At 61.1% G+C, this 18,812-nt stretch carries 21 protein-coding genes; all 21 read right to left on the bottom strand.

Going from position 1 to position 18,812, the window contains the following annotated elements; all coding sequences use genetic code 11:
* Positions 1-97: 97 nt before the first annotated feature.
* The 21 genes from rbfA to KG007_RS05215 all read right to left on the bottom strand — a co-directional run bounded on the left by rbfA (position 98) and on the right by KG007_RS05215 (position 18,811).
* The gene (gene rbfA, locus KG007_RS05315) at positions 98-439 is read right to left on the bottom strand and encodes a 30S ribosome-binding factor RbfA (protein WP_195459055.1); all 342 of its coding nucleotides are present in this window, start codon (positions 437-439) and stop codon (positions 98-100) included.
* A gap of 13 nt (positions 440-452) precedes the next feature.
* The gene (locus KG007_RS05310; RefSeq protein WP_213347609.1) at positions 453-1,262 is read right to left on the bottom strand and encodes an outer membrane beta-barrel protein; all 810 of its coding nucleotides are present in this window, start codon (positions 1,260-1,262) and stop codon (positions 453-455) included.
* A gap of 1 nt (position 1,263) precedes the next feature.
* Positions 1,264-3,309, bottom strand: coding sequence for an Ig-like domain-containing protein (locus KG007_RS05305; protein ID WP_213347608.1), 2,046 nt, complete (start codon positions 3,307-3,309; stop codon positions 1,264-1,266).
* Positions 3,306-4,265: a hypothetical protein gene (locus KG007_RS05300; RefSeq protein ID WP_213347607.1), complete on the bottom strand. Its 960-nt coding sequence runs from the start codon at positions 4,263-4,265 to the stop codon at positions 3,306-3,308. Before KG007_RS05300 ends, KG007_RS05305 begins: the two co-directional genes overlap by 4 nt.
* A 6-nt stretch (positions 4,266-4,271) precedes the next feature.
* Entirely contained in the window at positions 4,272-4,763 is a 492-nt protein-coding gene (gene folK / locus KG007_RS05295; protein WP_195459066.1) for a 2-amino-4-hydroxy-6-hydroxymethyldihydropteridine diphosphokinase, read from the bottom strand.
* Between the two features lie 3 nt (positions 4,764-4,766).
* On the bottom strand, positions 4,767-5,912 hold the full coding sequence (locus KG007_RS05290; protein ID WP_213347606.1) for a DNA polymerase III subunit: 1,146 nt from the start codon (positions 5,910-5,912) through the stop codon (positions 4,767-4,769).
* Between the two features lies 1 nt (position 5,913).
* Entirely contained in the window at positions 5,914-6,096 is a 183-nt protein-coding gene (locus tag KG007_RS05285) for a hypothetical protein (RefSeq protein WP_195459072.1), read from the bottom strand.
* A gap of 6 nt (positions 6,097-6,102) precedes the next feature.
* Entirely contained in the window at positions 6,103-6,804 is a 702-nt protein-coding gene (locus tag KG007_RS05280; protein ID WP_213347605.1) for a peptidylprolyl isomerase, read from the bottom strand.
* 14 nt (positions 6,805-6,818) lie between these two features.
* Entirely contained in the window at positions 6,819-8,285 is a 1,467-nt protein-coding gene (locus tag KG007_RS05275; RefSeq protein ID WP_213347604.1) for an oligosaccharide flippase family protein, read from the bottom strand.
* Positions 8,286-8,510: 225 nt separating this feature from the next.
* Complete coding sequence (locus KG007_RS05270) at positions 8,511-9,056, bottom strand: KdsC family phosphatase (RefSeq protein ID WP_195459079.1); 546 nt, start codon at positions 9,054-9,056, stop codon at positions 8,511-8,513.
* Entirely contained in the window at positions 9,032-9,811 is a 780-nt protein-coding gene (locus KG007_RS14070) for a Rossmann-like and DUF2520 domain-containing protein (RefSeq protein WP_195459082.1), read from the bottom strand. The genes KG007_RS05270 and KG007_RS14070 overlap by 25 nt, the downstream gene beginning before the upstream one ends.
* A gap of 20 nt (positions 9,812-9,831) precedes the next feature.
* Entirely contained in the window at positions 9,832-11,136 is a 1,305-nt protein-coding gene (locus tag KG007_RS05260; protein WP_195459085.1) for a YhjD/YihY/BrkB family envelope integrity protein, read from the bottom strand.
* Positions 11,137-11,171: 35 nt separating this feature from the next.
* Complete coding sequence (locus tag KG007_RS05255) at positions 11,172-12,317, bottom strand: THUMP-like domain-containing protein (RefSeq protein ID WP_213347603.1); 1,146 nt, start codon at positions 12,315-12,317, stop codon at positions 11,172-11,174.
* Positions 12,314-13,792 carry a ComEC/Rec2 family competence protein gene (locus KG007_RS05250; protein WP_213347602.1) on the bottom strand — a complete coding sequence of 493 codons (1,479 nt, stop codon included), beginning with the start codon at positions 13,790-13,792 and terminating at the stop codon, positions 12,314-12,316. Before KG007_RS05250 ends, KG007_RS05255 begins: the two co-directional genes overlap by 4 nt.
* 34 nt (positions 13,793-13,826) lie before the next feature.
* Entirely contained in the window at positions 13,827-14,228 is a 402-nt protein-coding gene (locus tag KG007_RS05245) for a structural protein P5 (protein ID WP_213347601.1), read from the bottom strand.
* A gap of 105 nt (positions 14,229-14,333) precedes the next feature.
* The gene (locus KG007_RS05240; protein WP_195459097.1) at positions 14,334-14,759 is read right to left on the bottom strand and encodes a phage holin family protein; all 426 of its coding nucleotides are present in this window, start codon (positions 14,757-14,759) and stop codon (positions 14,334-14,336) included.
* On the bottom strand, positions 14,734-15,207 hold the full coding sequence (locus KG007_RS05235) for a DUF6712 family protein (protein WP_213347600.1): 474 nt from the start codon (positions 15,205-15,207) through the stop codon (positions 14,734-14,736). Before KG007_RS05235 ends, KG007_RS05240 begins: the two co-directional genes overlap by 26 nt.
* Positions 15,208-15,484: 277 nt before the next feature.
* Positions 15,485-16,711 carry a phage portal family protein gene (locus KG007_RS05230; RefSeq protein ID WP_213347599.1) on the bottom strand — a complete coding sequence of 409 codons (1,227 nt, stop codon included), beginning with the start codon at positions 16,709-16,711 and terminating at the stop codon, positions 15,485-15,487.
* A 71-nt stretch (positions 16,712-16,782) separates the two neighbouring features.
* Positions 16,783-17,760, bottom strand: a complete 978-nt coding sequence (locus KG007_RS05225; protein WP_213347598.1) for a hypothetical protein — start codon at positions 17,758-17,760, stop codon at positions 16,783-16,785.
* Complete coding sequence (locus tag KG007_RS05220) at positions 17,757-17,942, bottom strand: hypothetical protein (protein ID WP_213347597.1); 186 nt, start codon at positions 17,940-17,942, stop codon at positions 17,757-17,759. Before KG007_RS05220 ends, KG007_RS05225 begins: the two co-directional genes overlap by 4 nt.
* Positions 17,939-18,811 (bottom strand): Clp protease ClpP, encoded by an 873-nt coding sequence (locus KG007_RS05215; RefSeq protein ID WP_213347596.1) that lies wholly within the window; start codon positions 18,809-18,811, stop codon positions 17,939-17,941. The genes KG007_RS05220 and KG007_RS05215 overlap by 4 nt, the downstream gene beginning before the upstream one ends.
* Position 18,812: the final 1 nt, after the last annotated feature.

Genomic DNA, 18,812 nt, shown 5'->3' with positions numbered 1-18,812 from the left:
AAACGCACCGCGGCAGTTGCGGAGCAGGCCTGCAAACACGGCGGCATGCCGCGCATTACAGCAGCAAACGCCGCAGCGGCGAGTCTTTCGCCCCGGATTATTCATTCTTCAGTGCCTTGTCGATATTCTCGATATATTCGAGCGAATCGTCGAGGTAGAACTGGATTTCGGGGACGTTCTTCAACTGGTTGCGGATACGCTGGCCCAAAGCGCGGCGGATGAACCAGTTCTGGTGTTCGAGCCGGTTCATCACCTCGCCGCTCTCTTCGAACGGGAAGATGCTGACATAGATTTTGGCATAGCTGAAATCGGGAGATATACGCACGGCGGTGACCGTTACGAGCGAACCACGCACGATCGGAGCGCCTTCCTTCTGGAAGATGTCGGCGATATCCTTCTGGATCTGCTTGGTGATTTTCTGCTGGCGGGTAGTTTCCATAAACTTGCTGTTTTTACAACCCGAATTTGAAGACCTCGCGGTTCTTCTCCTTCTTGGGTCTTGGTTTCCAGGACTCGAAGCCCTGTTTGTTGAAGCGGTAGTTCAACCCCACGGAGATCATGAGGTTATCGAGCGGCGAACGCATCGGAGAGACCCAGAAGGGGTTTTCCGATCCGTCGCTGTTGTTGTCGTAGTATTTGTTGCGGTTGCGGACGATGTCCGAATAGCCGAAGGAGTAACGCACGCGGAAGTTCAGTTCGAAACGGCGGATCAGGAAGGCGATACCGCCGCCGCCAGCCAGTCCGTAGCCCCAGCGGTTGTCGCGCGCGAGTTTGAACGGGTAGTCGCCCTTCCAGTCGGCGGCGCCGCTGTCCCGGGCCTGCTCGTTTTCGTAGGTGGACGAGAGGTTGTAGGAGAACGTCGCAGCGGCTTCGAGGTAGATGCGGACATGGTTGCGCAGCATGTAGAAGTGCGGCTGCCAGACAATCGGCAGCACGATGGAATTGATATGCCGCGTATAGTAGATGTAGTCTTTCTTCTCCTCAACCAGCGACGCGTTGGGCGCAAACGAGAAGCCCTGCTGCTGGAACTCCAGGTCGATGCCGAAGCCTCCCACGAAGCGCTGCTTGCCGTAGTAGCGCCACGAGACGCCGCCGCTGTAAAGCCCCCAGATCGCCCGCATCTCCTGCTTGGGCTGGAAGCGGCCGTTGCCCATGCCGTAGCCCACCGTAAAGCCGAGCGTATGCTGCGCCGAAGCCCCCTGCCACGCGACGAGGGCGGCAAGGGCGAAGAGCGCGGTTCGGATATGTCGTTTCATCGTCATCTTACCTGAAATTATTGAACATGCTGCCGGCCGAGTTGAAGTTGCTGTTGTTGCTGTTGTTGTTCTGCTGCTGCCGGTCGCGTTCCTGGTCCTTCTTCGGACCCTCCTTGGCGCGTTTCTCCGCCTCGCGGCGCAGGCGCTGCGACTCGCGTTCGTCCAGAAGGCGCGAGAGCGACTGCATCGTAACCGGTGCGAAAATGCGGTTCATGTCCATCGAGAATTCGATCTCCCAGTTGGTCTTCGTGGCGAAGGTGTCTTCGCCCTGTTCGTTGGCATAGATCTCGGCCCGCTCGGGCTGGAGGCGCTCGACCACGTTGCCCGCGTCCCACTTGCCGTTGCCGTTGCGGTCCTCGATGACGCGGAACTTGATCTCGCCCGCAGGAACGAAGTTGAAACGGACATCGCCCGTAGACACGTCGCACTTCTCCTGCTTGAGCGCGTTGTTGCCGTCGAGCAGTTGGACGATATACTTCGTACCGTCGTCGCGCCCTTTGACGTGGATGATCACCGTGGCGAACTTCTCAGGGTCGAGGACCGTATACTTACCAATGATCGAATCGTTGGAAAGGCCCGCGACATCGGTGATGGCCCCCTCGGGGATAGTCAGCGTATACTGTCCGCCCAGTTTCCACGGGGCGCGGACCTGCCAGCGGCGCAGCAACCCCGTATCACGCACCATGCGCACCGGGATGTCCTCGATCGAATTGTCTTCGAGCACGCGCGTCAGCAGCAGTTTCGCCGAGTCGAGCTTTACGAGCGGATAGTCGAAATCGACCGTGAGGTGGTTCTCGGGATTGATCTCGCCCGAAGTGGGCATCTTGAAGGCGAAAGGATTCTCCTTCTTGGGCTCCACCCACTCCTCGCCCGCGGCCTCGGCCTTGCGGCGGTCGCGTTCGAGCTTCTCGCGTTCGCGCTCCTGCTCCTTGGTCTCGATCAGCCGCCATGCGAGTTTCAGCGGTTCGGTGACCTCCTGCAACTGGTTGACCGTATCGTGCTTGAAATAGGTGATTTCACCCTTGATCGTATCGGGAAGCGAAGAAGAGGGCATGTTGAACCACAGGGCGATCGTGTCGCGGCCCACGGTCTGCGGATCGACGATCACCCGGTCGGCGGGAATGCTGTCGAAGCGGAGTTTCACGATTTTGGGCTGCGCGGCAGCGAAGTAGAGCATTCCCTTGTGCTGCAAAGGCCGTTCGGACTGCGAAAGCAACTGGCGGCGGAACGCCTTGTCGGTGAACATGCGGAAATAAAGCTGCGGATCGGCCGTCACATACTGGCGGATCGAGTCGTACCAAACGGCGAAATCGGGCATCTCGGCGGGGTTGTAGGTCCCTTCGAGGAAACCCACCTGGTCGCTGCCCGGCTCGTACATCTGGTTGTCGTTCTTATCCTGGACGGCATAGACGCGGTAGGGAATCGGCTTGAGGTTCTGGGCAATGAAGATACCGTTGTTCTCGGCGCGGGCGATTGCGGCGGGTTTGTACTTGAAAATCGTGGAGTCGTACCCGGCGACATTCTCGACCGAATCGGCCGGGAAGAACCAGATGAACGACTTCGAAACGGAGTCGGCCTTGTAACTGTCAGCCGTATAGCCCGAAAGGACCATCGAGTCGATCTCGGGCCCCGTCGAGAAAACATAGCGCATCGAGTAGAGCGGGTTGCCCTCGTTGTTGTCGCGCACGGCGCTGCCGAAATTGAGCGAATAGGTCGTATTCGGGGCCAGCGTATCGCGCAACTGGACGACGATGCCCCGGCCGCGCAGGGTGATGAGCGGTTTTTTCTTCATCGCCGGCGAAGTGAAGAACTCCTTCTGCTGGTCCTTGAGTTGGACGAACTCGTCGAATTCGATGTAAATCTTCCCGTGGCCGACCGTCGGGCGGTTGGTCGAGAAGTTGTCGGGCGTCATGTTCAGGATGACGGGAGGCAGCGAGTCGCGGGGACCGCCCGTAGGGGTCATCATGCTCGCACAGCGGCTCAGGAAGGCCGACGCAAAGAGCAGCGCCACCGCGAGGCGCAGCATGTTAAGCATATTTCGCGGAGTATTCATCGGCGTCGGGATTGTGTTTGAGTGTCCGTTCCGGGGGCGTGCGCCGGATTGACGACGCGCCAGCCGTCCTCGACATAGATCCACGCGGCATGCCACGGGCGGAAGACGACGGGAAGCATCACCGATTCGCCGTCGAGGTCGACCTCCTGCTTCGAATAGGCATAGAGGCGGTTGGTGCGGTCGACAACGACCACCATCAGGGTCTGGGCCGACACTTTCATCTTATAGAGCGTCGAGTTGTCCTCCTTGTAAGCCGTAAAGTTAGGATTCGTACGCGTGAACGAATCGTCGCTCTTCGACGTGATCTTTCCGGCGACGGCATCGTCGTAGGAAGCAATGTACCACGCCGTGGTATCGGCGGCGAAGGCATAGGCCTTCAGGCTGGAAATTTCAGCCGTGGGGCCACCCTCCTCGGCCTGGACCGAGGGGTCGATAAGGCAGTCGAGGTAGGTGGGAGGCGTATAGAATTCGTTGTAGAAACTCCAGTTGCCGTCCTTGTAGGAAAAGCCCTCCTTCCAGGCCTTGAAGACCAGCGAGACATAGAGGTTGGGGAGGTTTTCGCCCAGTTCCTGCTGCGTATAGGCGTAAATCCGATGCGTCGGATCGACGGCGAGGATCATTTGCGTAGGACTCGAAAGCGGCATCTGCACCCAGCCTACCGTCCCTTCCTGCACATAGGGCTCGGCCGTGGCGAGCGGAGTGGAAATCTGATCGGCAGGATTGTCCTTGAGCGAAATGACGCCGTTGAGCGCATCCTCGTAGGAGGCCACGGTATAGAAGGCCGTATCGGCGGAGAAAGCGTAGGCTTTCAGCCCTTCGAACGGCAGGCTCGGGTCGCCCGACAGTTCCTGCGCGAGGGGCTTGAGGATGTAGTTCGTCTTATACGACACGTCCTTGAAGCACCCCGCCGTCACCGCGGCGGCAGCCAGAAGCAATATGATTCGTTTTGCGTTCATACCCGTCTATTTGTTTCGGAGCGCATCCAGCATCTCGCCGACGGTGACACCCGTCACGGGATGCTGCCGCTGGCGCATAATCTCGCAGAGCGGCGTCAGGGCAAACTCCCGCTCGGCAAGCAGCGGATGGGGAACCGAGAGGCGTTCGTCGTCGATCACTTCGTCGTCGTAGAAAATGATGTCGATGTCGATCGGCCGCGAACAGTACGCAGCGCCCGAAGAGGCCTTCTCGATTAGCTCGGCGGCGCGGTTGCGGCCCAGTTCGCGCTCGATCTGCTGGCAGGCGTCGAGCACTTCGAGCGGCGTGAGGTCGGTGGAGACCTCCAGCGCCTGGTTTGAAAAATGCTCCGCGGCCGGGAATCCCCACGGCTCGCTCTCGTAACGGTGCGAACAGCGCAGCACGGCTCCCACACGGGAGTTGATCAACTGCTGTGCCGTTTGCAGGGTTCGTTTCACATCGCCCTGGTTGCCGCCTAAAAGAAGTGCCACACGTGCCATAAATTACAAACGTTTTATCATCTTGCTCACCGAGAGGGCAAAATGGGTAAATACGATCGTCGGATTGCCGTTCTGCGCAATTTGCGCGGCGGCACTCTCGATCTCGGCGATCAGCGGCTCGATATTCTGCGAGCCGACGAAAGGGGCGAATTTCGAACAGAAAGCCAGCTCCTCGCCCCAGAGGTAGCTGACCTCGCGGATGCCGGCGTGGAGCATGAAGCTCTCGCGCAAAAGCCGCGCCGCATCGCGCAGGAACGCCCGCTGCTGTTCGCGGGTGAGCTGCGCGGCATCCTCGGCCCAGGTGACCAGTTCGAGGTGCTTATCGTTATAGCTCAGGCGCATCAGACCGCAGAAAAGATCGAAATGCTCCTTGCGGAGCGCATCGCTCTCACCCGCAACCAGGTGGCCCAGTTCCAGCAGGTCGCCCCCCGCCAGGCGCGCCATATTACGGGCCTGCAACGGATCGGTCACGCCCCGTTCACGCGCCACACGTTCCAGCACGTCGGGTGCGATGCGGGGCACGGCCACCTCCTGCGTCCGCGAAATGATCGTCGGCAGCAGGCGGTCGGGGTGCTCCGAGACCAGGATGAAAAGCGTACGGTCCCACGGCTCCTCGAGGATTTTAAGTATCTTGTTCGCCGCCTCCTCGTTCATCGCCTCCGGAAGCCAGATCAGCATGGTCTTATAATCGGCCTCGAAACTCTTGAACGACAACTTGCGGATAATCTCGTCGGCCTCGCGGGCCGCGATCATGCCTTTGAGCGTCTTGCCCAGGTCGAGGCGGTCGTACCAGTCCTGCGGCGAAAAGTACCCGCCGCGCTCGCCGAACAAAGCCCGGAACAGCGGCAGGAATTCGTCGCTGCGCATCACTTCGCCCGATTTCTTGCCCTGCTTGTTAACCGGGAAGACCAAATGCAGGTCGGGGTGCGCCAGCGCCGCGATCTGCTTGCAGTCGGGGCATTCGCCGCACGAGTCGCCGTCGCGGCGATGGCGGCAGCAGAGGTACTGGATGTAGGCCACGGCCAAAGCCAGCGCCCCGGAACCCGCCGTGCCCGTGAAGAGCTGGGCATGGCTCACACGCCCGGCGTCGACCGACTGCGTCAAGTGCCGTTTCAAATCCTCCTGTCCCGTTATGTCCGCAAAACGCATCTTATTTCCTGTTTTTCAACCGGCAGGCTGTCTGCACACCGGCGATTGTCAATAATCCCGCAAAAACCAGTGCGAGGATGACGGTACGCGCCGTACCCCGTTCCATCTGGAGGGCGGCGACTCCGCCGAGGAAAAGCGCGAAACTCACGCCCATCACCACGATTTTTCCGGTCGATTTCTTCATTTCCGTCTATTTTTCCACCACCTCGGCGCTGAGTATCCGTACGTCTTCCAGCGGCCGGCCGGCCGGATCGGTCTCGACGCCCTGGATAGCTTCGACGACCTCCAGCCCTTCGGTCACACGGCCGAAGACAGTATATTGTCCGTCGAGGAACGGCGTGCCGCCTATGGTTTTATAGAGTGCACGCAGCGAGTCGGGGATTACGATTCGGCCGTCGGTGGCCGCCGAAATCCGCTCCTGCATTCTATCGATCACCTCGTCCTCGAAAGTATTGCCCCAAACGATATAGAACTGACTTCCGGAGGATTTCCGGTCGGGGTTCATCTCATCGGGCGTCCGGGCCGCAGCCAATGCACCGCGCGTATGCGCCAACGCCGGGTAGACGATTTCGGCCGGAATCAGGTAGCCTGCATCGGCCTCGCCGAGCATTTTGCCCGCCGGAGCCCGGCGCGAAGCGGGATCGCCGGCCTGGATCATAAAATCGGCGATCACACGGTGGAAAAGGACCGAATCGAAAAATCCTTCGCGGGTCAGTTTCAGGAAATTGTCCCGGTGAAGGGGCGTACGGCTATCGAGTTCGATACGGATGTCGCCCGCCGTGGTATGCAGCAACACCTCGGCGGAGCCAGTCGGGCGGGGTTGGCCGCAGGCGGCGAGGAGCAGGACGGCCGTGGCCGCGGCTGCAATTCGGGGAAAAAGTCGTTTCTGCATACTCCAATTCAATTTTACCGGTGCAGGAATGCGCGCAGCATCGCCCCCAGGTCGATCCGCTCGCGGCGGACGAGGTAGGCGGCATACAACGCAAAAAGCACTATATTAAACGCATAGCTTACAAACATATTGTCCGCAAAGGCGGTCAAGGCCTCGCAGGCGGCAAAAACCACGAGCGCCACACCGACATACTCGCCGATATGCCGCCAGTCGTAGGGCGTCGGGTAGTAGCGGCGATTGAGCCACCAACTGACAGCGACCATGACCGATTCGCTCGCCAGGCGTGCCCAGGCAGCCCCGTAGTAGCCCCACAGCGGAATCAGCCAGAAACCGAAAACGGTGATGGCGACAAGTCCCGCACCCGTAACGACGATGGCCAGCGAAGTCCGTTCCTCGCGTTTGTACCAGAACGAAAGGTTGAGCCAGACGCCCGTCAGCACGTTCGCCCCGAGCACCACCGGGAGGATGAAGATGCCTTCGCGGAAGTCCCGGCCCACGATCAGCGCGAAGAGGTCGCGGAACAGCGCGATGCCGAGGAAGATCACCATCGAGGCCATAACGTAGTACTTCAACGCCGCGGCGTTCATCTGCACGAAATCCGATTTCTTGAAATTCGAGAGGAAGAACGGCTCGGCGGCAAGGCGGTACATCTGGTAGAAAAGCATCATCACCACGGCGATCTTGGTGATGGCGCCGTAGATACCCACCTGCGCCATAGCGCCCTCCGGAACGAGGTATTTGATCAGTTGACGGTCGATGAACTCGTTGGCCGTGCCGGCAAGTCCGCCTACCAGGAGCGGTAGCGAATAAACAAAGATTGCGGCGAGCAGCGCCCAATTGATCTTCGGGACCGTGCGGTCGACGGTGGCCAGGATCGCCAGCCACGTTACGGCGCTGGCAATGAAGTTGGCGACGAAGACCCATCCCACACCGAACTCCGTAGCGAAAAGCCCCGCGGCGCCGAACCCGAAGGCCAGCACCACGTTCAGAACCACGTTGAAGGCCTTCAGTCCCACGAAAGTCATGGCACGGCCCTGTTCGCGCAGCCGCGAGAAGGGAATGCAGGCCCAAACGTCGAAAAGGATGATCAGGCCGACCCAGACGACATATTCGGGGTGTGCAACATAGGCCTCGCCCATCATGCGGGCAATGCCGTCGCAGAAAAAGGCCATTGCAAGGAAGAACACCGCCGCCGCGAGCGAGGTGACACCCCACGTCGTGGCAAAAAGCCGCCGTTTGGCCGCCTTCACATCGCCGCCCGCCGCCTCGGCCTTGGCCGAAAAACGGAAATAGCTCGACTCCATGCCCATCGTCAGGAGCGTGAGAGCCAGCGGAATAAGGGCATAGATGTCGGTAACGATACCATAGGTCTCCTGCCCGAAAACACGGGTATAGTAAGGCGTGAGCAGGTAGCTCAGGAACCTTACTACGATGGTGCTGATGCCGTAGACGGCAGTTTGTTTGGCCAGTTTTTCGAGCATAACGGAGGCTTGTAGCCTGCAAAGATAGCGCAAGGCGAGGGCAGAACCAAGTTTTACGAGGATTTGCCGAGGCGCAGCCTATCCAAGCCGGGCTTTATGCCCGGCAAAGATACAAATTTTAGCCGGAAACCCCGCATAGTTTCTCCTTCTTTCAAAGAAAGAAGAGAAAGCAGACCAAACCTTTTTCCGTCTGCCGGGAAAAAACCCGGCCTCTTCCGGAAAACCTTACCGCGACGCTGCGAGCGACGAGGGCGTAACGCCCCGCGAATCGCGGGCCCAGTCGCCGCGGGCACGCAGCACCTGCTCGACGATGTCGCGCACGGCCCCTTCACCGCCCCGGAACTCGGAGACGTAGCGCGACGCCTCGATCACCTCTGCCGCGGCGTCTGCCGGGCAGACCGGAAGGCCCACTTCGCGCATACACTCCAGGTCGGGGATATCGTCGCCCATGTAGAGCACGTTGGCCGGATCGAGTCCCTGGCCGGCCATGTATTCGCGGATGGCTGCGATCTTGTCCATGCAGTCGACGTAGAAATGCTCGATGCCGAGCATCCGGAGGCGGTTTTCGAGCGTCCGGCCCCGGCCGCCGGTGATGATACAGACCTTATAGCCGATTTTGATCGCATAGGCCAGCGCATAACCGTCCTTGGCATTGTAGCGGCGGATGAAATCGCCGTCGAGCGTGGGGATGATGCCCCCGTCGGTCATCACGCCGTCGACATCGAAAACGAAGGCTTCACAGCGCGCTATATCTTCTTTGAAGTTTCCCATATACTTTGACTTATCGTAGAATAAATGTTTTTCAAACGAAGGTCGAACGACAGCAGGTCGCAGTGGAGGGCTTTGGTCGCAAAGTCGTTGCGTACGGCGGGCCCCGTCTGCACGTCGAGCGGCGAACGGGCGTCGCAGGCCTTGGCCGCAGTCTCGGCGATCAGCGGCTTCAGCACATCGAAATCGAGCCCTGCACTGCGGACGATGCGTTCGCCCACGGCATACATGTGATTGGCGAAGTTGCAGGCGAAAACCGCTGCGAGATGGACTTTTACGCGCTGTGCGGAGGTGGCCCAGACGACCGTTCCGGAGAGTTTCCGGGCGAACTCCTCCAGTTCGGGCCGCAAATCGGAAGAGGCTGTTTCGAGGAAGACCGGAATGACCGAGAAGTCCACTTCACGGCCTTTGGTGAAGGTCTGCATCGGGTAGAAAACCGCCCGGCGGGCAAATTTCGCAGGAATAGCCGCGAGGGGCACGCTGCCGGCGGTGTGGGCCACGACGGCGCCTTCGGGGATCGGAAGCGTCGCAGCCACGTGTTCCACGGCCTTGTCGCTGACGGCGATGATGTAGATGTCCGCCTCCTTGCAAAGCATCTCGGGATGCGTCGCCCAGTCAGTCGCAGACTGTTCCGCAACAATGCGCGCCCGTTCGGGATTGCGGGCGAAAATCTGCACGAGTTCCAGGTCGCTCTTGGCGACGGCACGGGCCAGCGCTTCCGCGAGGTTTCCGCTGCCGATGATGACGAGGCGTTTCATAGGCTCTTCCTGTTTGGGTTTTACAGCAAGTCCACCAGCCGCACGTTGTCCTGCGATTTGCGGGCGGATTCTTTCAGCATTTCCAGTTCGCGGTCGACACGTGCGAGTTCGGGCGTCTGCCCGAGGTCGAATGTGGTTTGCCCCGAGTGCTCGACCGCTTCCAGTACACCGTAGACGGTCATCGAAGCAATGTCATGCGCCGGGGTGAATCCCATTTCACGCTCGCCGTCGCCGCTGCGCACGGCGATCAACTGCCCGGCCTGCACCAGTTGGAACAGCACGTCGTTGACGATACGCGTGGGCAGGCCGAGCCGTTCGCGGATTTCGTCCGCAGGCATCGTACCACCCTCATTGCGAAAATGCCGCACGACGGAGAGCATCACCGCGAGCAGCACTTTGCGGCGCTGGTCGTAGCTGATCAAGAGCGACTCGCGCTCCTCACCGAAACGTGCGATATTCTGGTAGGCGAACGACAACTCGCCGCCGAAAAGGAGTATCTCCCACGAGGTCTGCATCCAGATCAGAAACAGCGGCAGTGCCGCGAAACTGCCGTAGATGGCGTTGTACGAGGTCATCCACCGCTGGACGTAGACATATCCCCACTGGAACAGCAGGAAGATCGTCCCGGCGACGATACCGGCCATCAGCGCACTCCCGAAGCGCACTTTGGCGTTGGGGATGATGATGTAGAGGAAGGTGAACATCACCCAGATGACGAACATCGAAGCGAGGTGCGACAGCAGGCTGAAATACCAACTGTCGTCGAATCCGAGCAGTTCCTCGGCGTAGTTGCCCACGGCATTGGCTACGATCCAAAGGATCGGGACGATCATCACCACGGCGATATAGTCGGTCCACTGGCGGGTAATGCTGCGTTCGACTTTGACTTCCCAGATGTTGTTGAAAGCGCTTTCGATCGACCCGAAAACCCGGATCACGGCCCAGAAAAGCATCACGAGGGCCACGGCGGCAACCACGCCGCCCTGCGTGCGGACCAGGGCGTTTTCGGCGAACTGGACCACGTAGTCCACGATGTCCGGGTTCTGGGGGAAAAGGGCGTAAAGGTTCTGGACCAGTCCGTCGGCCAGCCCGAAGCCCTTCACGACGGCGAAGACCACGGCGACGATCGGAACGAGCGACATCAGCGTATAGAAGGTGAGTGCCGCCGAGCGGACGATGGTTCCGTGCTCGAGCAGGCCGCGGGCGGTATAAAACAACAGCCTGTATTGCTGGACGAGCCACCGGACGACGGGGTTGCGCCATTCGGTGACATCGCGCCGGAAAATCGTGTCGGTGAAGTATGTAAGGAATTCGCTGAGCTTCATAAACCGCAGGCTTCAAGTTGCATACGCAAATGTAGTCATTTAAACCGTATAACCCAAAAATCGTTCCCTATTTTCGTGAACGCCAGCCGCAAGTCGGCTCCGGGATGTAATCCGAGGCGGCGCATCAACTCTTCGGCGGCGAGCGGAAAGTCGCGCTTGAGCACCTCCGCACCGCAGCCTTTCAGTTCACGCTTCAGCCGCTTGGGGTCGTAAGGTTCGATGCTTTCGACGGCAAAGACCCGGCCCAGCACGCCCTGCGGCTCCTCTGCGGCGAATCCGTAACCGTTTTCGCTCCACATATCGGCCCTGCCCGACAGGTGCAGCCGCGCAAGGCGGGCTTTCTGCAACGCCACGTCCGGCGCAACGAGCCAACGGTAACGCGCCGGATCGAACGGCCCCGGAAGAGAGACGGTCTGGCCGGGGTTCGCCGAAAAACTGCCGCACCCGAGGGCGGTAGCAGTGACCGAGGGACCCGAACCGTCGGCATAAATCAGCACTTCTTTGCACTCGTCGCCCAGCGACAACACCTCCACACGGCTGTCGGGAAAGAGCCTGAGGGCCTCGTCCACATCGAACAGCGGAGAATTTTTGACACACAAACGCCCCGAAATCCGGTCGATACGGGGTTTCAGGGCGATAATGTCGGGCGAACAGTCTTCCAGGCGCACCAGTTTGCGGCCTTCGGCCGAACGGCGGTCAGGGTCGGCGTAGACCCAGTCGAAACACAGGCCGTCGCGTTGCAGGTACTCTTCGGCGGAGGTGTTTACGACCTCGATATTCGCGGCGCCGAGCCTCGAAAAATTCTCCGCGGCCACGCGGGCAAGCATTTCGTTGCGTTCGAGCGTCACCACACGGCGGAAGCGGCGGCTCAGGAAATAGGCATCGACACCCAGCCCGCAGGTGAGGTCCAGCACACTGTCGCCCGCAATCCGCTTATGGGCGGCACATGCTTCGCTCGACGCCTGTTCGAAAGCCAGCGGCGGGAAAATGCACTGCGCCGCGGCGTACGAGGGAAGTTTCCGGGCGGCCCGTGCGAGGTATTTGACCTGCGTAGCTACGATCCGGGCATGGGGAACGGCGCGGTCCATCGCCACTTCCAACGGGTCGCGGCCCCGTGCGGCGGCAATAGCGCGCTGCACTTCGTCCGTAAGCAGGAGGGAGTATTCTTCGGGAGTAATCACATCCGCAAAGGTAGGCTTTTTTTCGGTTCGGTGCTCCACACCGCGACGGTTGCAAGTGCGAAAACGGCATAAACAGCCGCCGTCTGCCACCCGCCAAGGGTGTGGTCGGCAGCACCTCCGGGCAACGAAGCGGTCAAACAGGCCAGCGCATTGATCCACCCGGCGGCAGTTCCCGTGACAAACCCGAATACGGGCGCGAGGATTCCGACGGGCAGGAGCATCCACAACGCGCCGCCGCACACCACGACCCCGGCCAGCGCAATGGCCAGCGGATTGACCGCCAGTCCGGCCAGCGGCACGACACCGAAGGTGTGCGAGACGAGCGGCGCCGTGGCGAGCGTGGCCGCCAGGCCGATCAGGTAGGCGTCGATCACGACGTTCAGCGCCTTCCACCGGGTGCGGCAGCGGCGGCAGAGCGGCACGCCCCAGGCGAGAATAGCCGCCACGGCAATGAACGAAAGTTGGAAGCTGATGTCTCCCAGCCAGTTGGGATTCCAGACCAGCATGCCGAATCCGGCCGCGGCCAGGGCATTCAGTCCGACGTATTCCGACGCCGAGGCCAATGCTGCCTGCAACACGGTGCACATCACGGCGGCCCGGACGGCGCTGGGCGGAAATCCCGCCGCCGCGACGAAGAGCCACACGGCCCCCGCCGCCAGCACATTGCGCAGGAGATGTCCCCGCCGGAGCAGGGGCAGCCACCACAGCGCAAGGTTTACCAACACGAAAACGATCCCTGTATGCAGGCCCGATACGGCCAGCAGGTGCGACAACCCGCTCCGGGAGTACGCCGCACGGAGTTCGGGCGTAATGCCCCGCCGCTCGCCCGCCGCCATGGCCTCGACGACCGCCGCGGCCTGCGGCTCCATCGGCAGCCGGGAGAGCCGTTCGACAGCCGCCCGGTGCAGGCCCGCGTGCCGCCCCGGCAGCCGTTCGAGAATCGTCTGTTCCGCGATCCACAGGGTTCCGGCATACCCCCGCCGCTCCATGAGCAGGCGGTAGCTCTCCGCCCCGCCCCGCAGCGGCCTCACCGTACCCCGGCAGCGGATACGTTCCCCGGGGTGTAACTCCGTCAGCGAATCGGCATAAAGCCTGATACGGGCGTCCGAGGCATGCCAATGCCCGTCCACAGGACTGCGCCATGCGGCGACCGACGCATCGGCGGAGAGGTAACGCCCCCGGTCGGCAGGAAATCCCTCGACCTCGATTTCATAGGCCGTATGCACGCCGCGCGGGACAGTGGGCTCGGGCACGCGAAGCTGCGCCGCGGCAAATCCCGCCGTGACGATCATCGCCGCCGTGGCGGCCGACGAGCGCAGCAACAGCGCCACGAGCCCCGCCGATACGAAAGCCCCTGCGAGAAACCACAGGGGCAATACATAGCGGCCAGCCAGGGCGATTCCCGCGGCGAAAGGCACGAGAATCCTGAGCATCGGCATGCGGTCGAGCCGCGCGAACAGGCGGGAAATCTTCATCCGGATAGTCTATCGAGCCGTAAAGATAGCAAAATCAGCCGATAAACAGCGCCCAGCCGCGCCCGATTTCGTCCCGGTCCGCTACGACACCGTTTTCCACGCGGGAAATGGCAGCAGCAAGGGGAATCATCGTCGCCGGATCCAACGTATCGACCGGTTCGTCGGGCCCGATGCCCGTATCGGCGGTCACGGCGCGGATGTAGGCTTCGGTGTGGTTCTCCGACGGCGGAGCCCATCGGGAAATCATTCCGCGGACAGTCCGCAGTCCATGACGAATCCGGTAAGTGTGCAGCAGCATGAAGACAGCCCGGTAGCCCCATGCGAGGGATTCGAACTGCTTGAAGGCCGGATCGCGCGAAGGCCACACCTCGCCTTTGTAGCGGACCTTCGACTGCCGGATATTCCCCGGATTACGGTTTTTTAATCCTCTTGCCATATTTTGTTTTTTAGCGGTAAAAAACCGTTTCCTCCTTGCAACTCGGCAGAGGTTGCAAGCAACCTTTGCTCTCGCCAGCTGCGTCGGTTACAGTTCACCAACCCCCTACTCATCGCCTGCCTCCTTCCGGATACGGCGGCGCACATAACGGCGCAGCCAGCGGAACAACGGGGCGTCGGAAAGTTGTGCGGCGTTTTCGAGAAACGACCACAGCTCCACGCCGCAGGTGAATCCCGTGAGGAGCCGGGCCAGGTTCAACGGCATGAAATCCAGGACGCAACTGTCGATCAGCCACGCCATCGAGATCGCCGTGACCGCAAGCGTGAGTTTGAGCACCGTGCGCCAGGCCTTGCAACTCTCGAAATACCAAGCGCGCCCTTCGCGGAGGGCCGCGGCGCGGTCGGCGGCCACCCCCGAAAGGAAGTCGACGCCGATGAAGACGACGGTCGTGGCCACCAGCGGCCCGATCGGCGCGAACAGCGCGGCAATCCCTGCCGCCGCGCCGCTAACGAACCTGAACAAAGCCTCCATCGGTCGTACAGCGGTTGAAGATGTCTTTTTCGGGGTCGTATTCCGGGAACTCCGTCCCATGGGCGCAGAGGTGTTCGGCAGCACGGCGCAGCAGCGTCCGGGCCTGTGCCAGCAGAGCGCGCCGCAGGTGTCGGCGGGCCGTGTCCCCGGCCGGCTGGGTATAGGCGGATTTCGGGGCCGTCGTGCCGCACTGTCCGGTGCGGATGTCGAGCCGCGGCTGGACGGATACACGCGTGAAGAGGGCGGCCGGGGCCGCGAGGTATCCGGTCCGGAAACCGGCATAGGAGCCGCCGAGAAGTTTTTCGTAAAGCGCCCGCCCGATGACCGGAACGATGTAACGCTGCTCGGCGGCGGCGATGTCGGCTTCCGTGATGGTTTCGGGCGGCAGGTATTCCCCGACGCCGAAGGCAAGGCGCAGGACCTGTAAAGGGGTGATTAACGTGTTCATAAAGGTGGAAGGTTAAAAGTGAAAAGCGTACCGGTTCTACGGTAACATAATTCCGCATTCTCGCTTGGAGCGGAAAAAGATCGTCCGAGGGGCCGCGCGCCCGGAGCGGGAGGCTGTAAAGGCTCGATCTTACTGCGCCCGCTCAGCGCGGGCCGGAGGATGATCCCGCGAAAGCGACATGCGGATGGTTTTGCGCCGCTTTTGCCACCAAAAGCGGCAGAATGCCCCGCGGCGGTACACCGCAAGAACGACATTCGATCCCGCGAAAACTATACGTTTATTCGATACTCTTGATATTGTACTTCGTAATTTCGGATAAAAAGGCCTGTTGTTTCGGGTCCTCCGGATCGTAGTCGAGCCCGTCGGCCTTGCGGGCCTCCCAGACCTTCATGTAGATGGGTTTCGAACGGGTCGGCGGACGGTTGACGATTTGCAGCGAGACGGTGTCGAGTCCCAGAACCGAAGCCACAAGGGCCCGGATCGGCTCGGTCAGTTCGGCCTGCTCGGCCAGAATCACCGTGTTGAGCGCCACCTCGTACTCGTGGAGGATGCGCTCGGCGCTGAAGCCCGCCGCGTAGTCCAGCCCGCTCAGCGTCCGGAACCACGAGTGGGCCACGACGATGTCCCCGACGGCCTGTTCGTGCAGCGCCTGCCAGTCGCCCTCGTTCTGTGCGGCAATGGGGATGAAACGCGAATTGTCGTCCTCGCCGCCGTCCCGGATGACGAACATCACCTGCCCGGGATTCCCGGCGAACTTCTGTTCAGCCAGCCGCACGATGCGTTCGGCTTCGGCCTCGTTGTCCACCGACGAGTCGAGCATCATCACGCCCGACAACTGGAACGAATTGTCGAGCCGCGAGATATTCCAGCGGTCGGTCTTCCAGGCGATCGCCGAAACGCTGAACCCCGCGATATAGGGCGGCACGCCGTAGTGTTCGAACATGGGTTCGTAATCCTTGTAGTGGATCATAGAGCGCAGCGTGCCGTCGTCCTGCACTTCGAAATCGGGATAGAGCGGCAGTGACCGCGCTTCGGCGGGCCTGAATGCCGCCCAGTCGTGATGCAGGAGGATGTGTTTCGAGTCGCGGGCCACGCGGCAGCGCGAGGCGTCCTGGTGGTAGAGCGACAAATAGGTGTGTCCGGGGTCGGTGACCGCTTCGAGGAAGGCATTGCCGAACAGCGACTTGTCGAAAGCCAGTTTGCCCAGCACCTGCCTCAGGCTCTCGCCGCTGCCGTTGACGCGCCGAACAAATTCGGCCAGCAGCGGCTGCCGGGCCTCGTCGCATGTAAATCCCTTGCCCGAGATGTAATCGGCCTTGTCGTTGATGATACGCCGGTGGGTCGTCGAACGCCGGGCCATCAGCGCCAGCGCCGCCGGAAAGAGGTTATCGTCGCCCCAGCGCCAGAATTTATCGCTGTCGACCCGCGACGCCCCCAGTGCGAAGTAAGGGTCCGTGCGGTCGGCGACCCCCACGGCGGTTTTGATTTTTTTCGTTTTGCTCATGGCGTTTTTCGGGTTTGAGTGAGTCCGGCATCCGCAGGAAAAGACTCCTGCGGATGCACGTCCCCGGGTTTTTACTGCTTGTAGGCAAAGGAGATCAGCGCCTCGTCGAGGATTTCGCTGCCGGCCATGAAGACTGCACGCTGGCGGTTCTCCATCTCGTCGGGGTTATACCACATGCGCACTTCGTTGCCGGGCATGTCGGCCGTATTGACGGCCAGGACGAGGTTGCGGCGGTCGGTGAGCAGGGCGAACGACTGGCGGAACGTGGTTGCGCCGAGGTAACTGCCCAGCCGTACGTCCACGACGGGGATTCCGTGATAGGCCAACGCCCGGCGGCCGTTCATCGCATCGGTATAGGCAGCGTCCGCACCCTTCGAATCGAGGTATTTCTCGTAAAGGTGATAAATGTCCGACGACACGAAATAAACCAGCTGCCCGTCGGCCTTGAGGTCGCGGACACGGGGATCGGCCCCGGTCCACAGTTTGTCGAACACCTCGACCGCACAGGCCGGGTCCGCGAGCTCCGACGCCTGGTAGGCAAAGCAGTAAATGGCCTCGTCACCGGCCAGGCTGTTGATCGGCTTGAGGAAACCGTCGAAAGTATTGTAACCCGTCGCGGAGGCGGTGTTGCCGAGCCACATCGTGACGCGGATATTCTCGGCGAGCGCCTGCTTGAAGAGCGCCGTTTCGGCCTGTTCGAGTTCCGTCCCCGAGAGGTCGTCCATATTGACGTTGGCCAGCGCGGTGATCTTTTCGTAGACCATCGAGAAGTAGTCGGCGGCCGAGAATCCCAGTTCGGCTTTCACCCGGCTGAGGTTGACCGTCTTTTCGTACTTGGTGGCCGGGTTGCCTCCGGTCCAGCCCGCGGAGGTGAACTTTTGGAGGATGTTGCGCTGCCCGTCCCAAAGTTGTATGTGCGTGGGCTGGGGCATGTTGTAGAGTACGCGCACGCCCAATTCCTGCGCCGACTCTCCGGTCAGCATCGGGCGGAAGAAAATGTTTTCGAGGTCGGAACCGGTGTACTGTTTCGAATTTTCAAGATAAGTCATGGATGTTGTGTTTTTAAATGTTTGTTGAATTTGGTTGTTCGTTTTACCGTTGAGGACGGATGTTGCCTGACTTCCATTTTTATGTCGACAATCCCTCCAAACCTCCCTTTGATAAGGGAGGCTTCCCCTTCGGCAATTTTAAATTCTTCATTTTTAATTTTTAATTGCGTTTCCGCTGTCAACAGCGGAAGCGTTTTGCGTCTTCGGCATAGGCGCGTTCGTTCGCCGACCGGACCGTATCGCCATAGGAGGGATCCTCCCGGGATTGCGTACGCGTCGGCGCGGCCTGGCGGCGGGCTTCGTCGGCGGCGATGGCCGAACGGCGCCGCAGGGCCTGGACCTCTTCGTCGAAGTGGAGGACGTTGCGGTCGGCGGGCAACACGGCTCCGGGCCGCAGGCCGATGTTGGCCAGCAGGCGGTCCCATCCCCGGGCAATATTCTGCGCCAGCGAGGGCGCAGGCCGCTCCGCAGCGTCTATTACCCTGTCGGCCAGCCCAGCCGCAACGGCCTCTTCGGGCGCAAGCCAGCGGCCGTTGCCGTTGTTCTCGGCCATCAGGGCCCCGAACTCCGCAGCCGGACGGCCCGAACGGGCGGCATAAACCGCGGCGATACGCGCATCCGTCTGGTGCAGCAGGTCGATCTTTCCGGCAATCTCGGCGGCATTGCCCTCGGTCGAACAAATGGCCGTATGGATCAGGTAGAGGGCGTTGGCCGACAGTTCGCGACACCCTTCGGAAGCCGCCTGGGCGATGATCGTTGCCGCCGATGCCGTGTAACCGTAACAGCGGGTGGTGATTCGCGCCGGAAGCGCGGCGAGCGCATCGTGGATCAGCAGCGCGTCGTTCACGTCGCCGCCCGTCGAGCGTATGTTCACGACGACCTCCGGGGCTTCGATCTCCGCAATGCGGCGCAAAGCGTCGCGAAACCGCTCGTAGGTCGCCACCCGGGCTTCGGGTTCGTCGAACTGCCACTCCTCGGGCACGCCGATAGTCCCCTCGATGTCGATCTGGCAGGCTCCGGCGGTGTTGTTAATTTGAATTTCCGATTTCATG

This window comes from Alistipes montrealensis (assembly GCF_018362775.1).
In the GTDB taxonomy this organism is placed as follows: Bacteria; Bacteroidota; Bacteroidia; order Bacteroidales; family Rikenellaceae; genus Alistipes; species Alistipes montrealensis.
This window is presented reverse-complemented; position numbering and strand designations above follow the sequence as displayed.